Annotated in this window: 4 protein-coding genes; all 4 read left to right on the top strand. The window is 38.7% G+C overall.

Going from position 1 to position 5,999, the window contains the following annotated elements; all coding sequences use genetic code 11:
* Positions 1 to 1,281, top strand: a 1,281-nt coding sequence (locus QNJ50_RS28295) for a formylglycine-generating enzyme family protein (RefSeq protein WP_300642490.1), incomplete at its 5' end; no start/stop codon positions are given.
* A gap of 54 nt (positions 1,282 to 1,335) precedes the next feature.
* Positions 1,336 to 2,178 carry a formylglycine-generating enzyme family protein gene (locus QNJ50_RS28290; protein WP_300642487.1) on the top strand — a complete coding sequence of 281 codons (843 nt, stop codon included), beginning with the start codon at positions 1,336 to 1,338 and terminating at the stop codon, positions 2,176 to 2,178.
* Positions 2,179 to 3,019: 841 nt separating this feature from the next.
* Positions 3,020 to 4,249: a DUF4912 domain-containing protein gene (locus tag QNJ50_RS28285; RefSeq protein ID WP_300642484.1), complete on the top strand. Its 1,230-nt coding sequence runs from the start codon at positions 3,020 to 3,022 to the stop codon at positions 4,247 to 4,249.
* Positions 4,250 to 4,655: 406 nt separating this feature from the next.
* The gene (locus QNJ50_RS28280; RefSeq protein WP_300642481.1) at positions 4,656 to 5,678 is read left to right on the top strand and encodes a phosphodiester glycosidase family protein; all 1,023 of its coding nucleotides are present in this window, start codon (positions 4,656 to 4,658) and stop codon (positions 5,676 to 5,678) included.
* Positions 5,679 to 5,999: the final 321 nt, after the last annotated feature.

The raw sequence follows: 5,999 nt of genomic DNA, 5'->3' as shown, positions 1-5,999 counted from the left end.
GAATTACTTGTAGACTCAGTACCCAAAAGTAAAACCATTTCTGTAATTGATGCAGTTTCTGAGTATATCGCCCAAAGACTTGGTTTATCGATACAGGAGTTTCAAGCACAGTTACGTTTACCTTCATCACGGGATAATAACTTAGAGACCAAAATTCGTCCTTTTGCACAAATTCAGGCTCAAGTTTTACGGCGCTTGGGTGGGATATATACTTACATTGCTGAGGAATTAGAGCAAAAACATCAAAATGTTAATAAATCCCCAGAACTACAAGGAGCCTTTGAAGGCTTTCCACCCTTAAAAAGCTTTAAATTTAAAATAGCAACCATACCTACTGAGGATGTAGAGACGTTTCCTACTGAGGATGTAGAGACGTTTCATGAAACGTCTCAAGATATCAAATTACAACCTTTTGAATTTGAAGTAGCAACCATCGAAGTAATTGAGTTTGGAAGAACAGAATTAATAATTAATCGCCACCGCCAACAAAATCAGTATTTTACCGAAGACTTGGGGAATGGAATTTTGCTAGAGATGGTACTGATTCCAGGTGGTAGTTTTACAATGGGTGCACCAGAAATGGAAGAAGGTAGCAATGACTCAGAACGTCCCCAACACCAAGTAACAGTTCCAACTTTTTTCATAAGTAAATATCCCATCACCCAAGCACAGTGGAAAGCTGTAGCAGCGCTAGACCAAGTTAACAGCAAATTAGAAGCAGATCCTTCTAAACTCAAAGGTGATAAACGACCAGTAGAACAAGTATCTTGGTACGATGCAGTTGAATTTTGTGCCAGATTATCAAATCATACAGGAAGAGAATACCGGCTCCCGAGTGAAGCACAATGGGAATATGCTTGTCGAGCAGGTACAACTACTCCATTTCATTTTGGTAAGACCATTACCTCTGAATTAGCAAACTATCATGCTGGGTACACTTACGGTGCTGGTGACAAAGGAAAATATCGTCAACAAACAACAGCCGTGGGTAGTTTTGGTGTAACTAACGCCTTTGGACTCTATGATATGCATGGGAACGTTTGGGAATGGTGTTTTGACGATTGGCACGACAATTATGAGGATGCGCCGACAGATGGCAGTTCTTGGCTATATGAAAACAATAATCTTGAACGAAAAACTTGCAAGGGTGTGCTACGGGGTGGTTCTTGGATTGATCGTCCTCTAAAATGCCGTTCTGCATCCCGCAATAATGATGTTAGGGCGAAGCGCGACAACGTCAACTACATCTCTGTCAGTTTTCGTGTTGTCTGTGTTATGTAAGAGTTTATAGCTTTTTTACACTTCATAATTAATAGATTTCAGAAACTCTTAGTAATGGAAAAACCAGTCATTCAATACGATCAAGGAACAGCGCAATATTTTGTAGAAGACTTGGGTAACGATGTTGAACTAGAGATGGTGTTAATCCCTAGTGGTACTTTTACAATGGGTGCTCCAAAAGATGAGAAAGATAGTAGAGAATCGGAACGTCCCCAACACCAAGTAAAAGTTCCAGCTTTCTTCATGGGTAAATATCCGATAACCCAAGCACAATGGAAAGCTGTAGCAGCACTAGACCAAGTTAAACGCGACTTAGAAGCAGATCCCTCTAGATTCAAAGGTAATAACCTTCCAGTAGAACGAGTTTCTTGGTACGGTGCAGTTGAATTTTGCACTCGCTTGTCCCAATACAGCAACAGATCCTACCGTCTACCTAGTGAAGCGGAATGGGAATACGCCTGTCGTGCAGGCACAACTACTCCGTTTCACTTTGGTGAGAAAATTACATCTGAACTGGCAAACTATGACCCTAGATTATTGGGATTTATTCCTGATTTTGAAAGAGAATACCGTGGTAGAACAACACCTGTAGGTAGCTTTGGTGTAGCTAACGCTTTTGGGCTATACGATATGCACGGGAATGTCTGGGAATGGTGTCTTGATGATTGGCATTCTAACTATGAAGCTGCACCGACAGATGGCAGTGCGTGGTTATACGAAAACAATAATCTTTATAAAAAAACTAGTCATGCTGTGCTGCGAGGCGGTTCTTGGTTTGGGAATTCTAGGAGCTGCCGTTCTGCGTACCGCTACGAATTCAATTGGCTAGAGAGTGGCTTCATCTTCAACACTATAGGTTTTCGGGTTGTCTGCGCCTTCGGAAATAGTTTTCAGTAATCCCTTACACTTTTTTCTACATTATTTTCAACTCTGGACAAATCGGTTTTTTGAAAAAAATAAGCAATATATTTTAAATTTTTAATCTTGACCTTACCAGGTTAAATATGGCAGCCAGATTAGCCATAATTTTTTATACTTCAACCATACATTAGCTAGTATTATTACTGCCATAATCACAACTAACCAACCATCAAATAACAAAGTAACACGATTGCCATCTCATCACCGGTGAATACTAGGTAATTCCGCCCTCGCAACCGCAGTATTACTATTATTGTCATGTAATCATGACAAATGAAGCTCTCTAGGGGTGTTGAGTCGGGTCTCAAAGGCTAAAATGTCATAAATTGATGACTTAAAAATCCCTCAAGGGCTTATAAGTCCGTTCAAGGAGTCAAAACCACTCCTCAACCCCCTTGATCCCTCGGTGGCATTGCTGGTTAATATTTATTTAACGACAGTTTTACTCCGTTCCTGAAAGTGAAGTGCTAATTTTGGCACCAGTAGGAATCACAAAAGAGTAAATCCTTAACCGAGAAAATATACAAACTCTACTCCTATTCGCACTAAAGATGGTTGATGAAAGGAGATATGGGGGCGATTAATCTCTAGTTAAGAACCCGCAAACAGGTTGGATGGCACCTAATAAGTAGTGACTTTAGACACTAAGTTTAAAAGTTTGCCGATTTATAAGCCTATCTAAAATAAGCACATAAAAAAACCAGGATTCGTCAAAATCGAGAGTTTATCTGAGATAGATGGAAAATCTATCGAAGTATGCTGAACTGGGGTAAATAATAACGAATTTACCGTTCCTAAAATACTGGAGACCGAATTCATGGCAAAAGAACGCCCACCATTAGAAGAGATGACATTGAGGCAACTACGTAGAGTTGCCAGTGAATATGGCGTCTCCCGCTACAGCAGGATGCGAAAAGCGCAGCTATTAGCAGCAGTTCAAGAAGTAGAACGCAAAAAGATTTCTGTCAATCAATCTCGTTCGCCGGAGGCACAAGAAACCGTGGAAGCAGCAAAATTTGAGTTGGGTCAAGTAGATCGCACTGGTGGTAACCTTGCTGATGTTGATGAAGGACTAAACGATTTACCCGCAGGCTACGGCGAGAGTCGAATTGTTTTAATGCCTCGCGATCCTCAATGGGCTTATGCTTACTGGGATGTACCTAACGAGCATAAAGAAGAATTGAGAAGACAGGGAGGACAACAACTTGCCCTAAGAATTTATGATGTTACCGACATCGACTTAGAACACCAAAGCCCCCACAGCATTCAGGAATATCCTTCTGATGAGTTAGCGAGAGAATGGTACATACCTATTCCAGTCAGCGATCGCGATTATGTGATTGACATTGGCTATCGTTGTGCTGACGGTCGCTGGTTAGTATTGGCTCGTTCTGCAAAAGTCCACACTCCTCCTGTTTATCCCTCCGACTGGATTGAAGACATTTTCATTACCGTTGACTTCGAAGAAGATTTACGCGGTGAGACCAAATACGAACTCGTACCTCCTTCCAAGAAACAGCCTGAACCTGGTGCTACTACTGGTAACCAGATTTACGACCAAATCTTTGGTATGGCAGAATCTGCTGAAGCAATGCGAGTTGCTGGTTCTATCTTTGGTTCTATGCACCACGTACCTGGTTCAATGGCTCCAGAGCAAGCAATTAGTTCCTACATCTTCCCCTCCGGCGTTGGTATGTGGGCGCAACCTAATGTATCAGGCTTAAATATGTCTGGTGTTGGTTTTTCTGCTTCTGCACCACCAGTTCGTCCTCGCAAGTTCTGGTTAATTGCTGATGCTGAGTTGATTGTCTACGGTGCTACCGAACCTGATGCTACAGTAACCATTGGCGATCGCCAAATTCAACTCAATCCAGATGGTACTTTCCGCTTCCAGATGTCCTTCCAAGACGGTTTAATTGATTATCCAATTAAGGCTGTTGCAGTTGATGGCGAACAAACTCGTTCAATTCACATGAAGTTCAATCGCGAAACACCTTCACGTCATACTAATACTAAGGAAGAAGCTGTTTTAGAATGGTTTTCCTAATTGTTGCTGAAGGAATGTGAGATTTGAGATTTAAAATTTGAAATTTGAGATTTCAGATTAACGAAAATTTAGATATCGAGCTTTATTTTAAAACCGCTACAAACTATTCTGTAGCGGTTTTTGTTATTTCTCGTTTTTCTATATAGCTATAGAATAATGCAGTTCAGTTAACGGGACTTAAACAAAAATCAAGCCCAAACAAAGCCTAAACTGGCTTTGTAAGCAGTAAATACGTCACAATTTTGGTTAAGTCATAGATCTACGCCTTCTTGAATAAATAAGTATATTTTTTTATTTAGAAATTTCTCAATTAGTATTATCATCCATAGATCGTGTAGAGACTTGAAATGCTAAACCTCTCTGCAATAACTAAACTTTTAGATTAATCTCTCAGTAAAATTAATATATGTCTAAGCAAAAAATATTTTACTCATGGTTGATAACAGCAGTTATTCTAAATTTATTTACAGGTTGTAAAAATATTGAAAGTATTGAAATTGCTGACAGTCAACCAATAAAAAAAGCTCCAATTGAAACAGAAGTAATAGAAAGCAATCAAGAAAATAATCAAGAAGAAATCAAAGAAAAAAAATCAAAAGAATCTTGCTTCGGTAAGGATAAAAACTTTAGCATTGCCTTTATGAAAACTAATAACTTGGGCGAGCGATATGAGAAAGGGATTAATCATGTAATTATTTTCAATCCCAAGTCTGAGGAATTAGATTTTAAAGTCAATGTTGGTTTAAACCATAAAATTTATAGCAAAACTAATAACGGTAAAATTAAGAAGGAATATGTACCCAAATTATTTTATGAGCTTGTCAATGAAGAAAACGCCAAATTAAATGGAAGATTACCTTTAGCAGCTATTAATGCTGACTATATTGATACAGAAAATAAACCCCAAGGATTAAATATCTCCCGAGGAGTAGAATATTCTGGAGCATTTAAAAATAAACGTTCTTCCTTTGGGATCTCAGGGGGTAAGCCAAGCCAGAGAAGAGCAACGATAAAAGTTGGTAGAAGAAACAGTGAAAGTTTAAATTACAATGTGGTTGGGGGAAATGGCAGGTTTTACATCAACGGTAGATTTAAAGATATTTGTCGGGCTTTAGGAGAACTAGCTTGTAAGGGAGCAATAAATCGTTCGATGGCTGCGATTACTAATAAAGGCTATGTCATTTTGTTAGTAAACGATGCTAAAGCAAATTCATCCATTGAAATATCCTCATCAAATCGAGAACTTTTACCTCATATGTTTGATGATGTTTTAGAAGGTATTGCTCAGAATAACTGTTTAGGTAAAATTCAAGAAGGAATGCTATTTGATGGTGGAATGTCCCCAGGACTTTATTACAACAATAAAGTTTACCTAGAAAATCTGGGTCCAATTGGTTCAGTATTTTTGATTTATAGAAGAAACAGTTAGGCTGGATGACTGATGATAGGCGATAGACAATGGAGTTAGTTGTTCTTTGTTTTCTCTGTTTTCTGTTTCCTTTCTCCCATCACTGAAACCCTGAATTTTTGGGTTTACGGTGTAACTTTTAAAAAGATAAAGATGATAAATAGTGTAATTTTAACGATAGTCTGGAGGTAGGAACAAGTAAGCATCATATGACACAGCAATTCTCATTTTGAAAAATTAATATAAGCAAATACAATCTACTTACGTGATAACAAGGTAAATTATTCGCAACCATTTGTCGTGGATAATCAAAAATCGGCATTCACTTCTCTTGCCAAAATA

This window comes from Mastigocoleus sp. MO_188.B34 (genome assembly GCF_030065675.1).
In the GTDB taxonomy this organism is placed as follows: Bacteria; Cyanobacteriota; Cyanobacteriia; order Cyanobacteriales; family Nostocaceae; genus Mastigocoleus.
This window is presented reverse-complemented; position numbering and strand designations above follow the sequence as displayed.

What these genes read in the sequence shown, in the direction of transcription:
- QNJ50_RS28290 (WP_300642487.1), top strand. Translation starts at nt 1,336, where the DNA reads ATGGAAAAACCAGTCATTCAATACGATCAAGGAACAGCGCAATATTTT.
- QNJ50_RS28285 (WP_300642484.1), top strand. Translation starts at nt 3,020, where the DNA reads ATGGCAAAAGAACGCCCACCATTAGAAGAGATGACATTGAGGCAACTA.
- QNJ50_RS28280 (WP_300642481.1), top strand. Translation starts at nt 4,656, where the DNA reads ATGTCTAAGCAAAAAATATTTTACTCATGGTTGATAACAGCAGTTATT.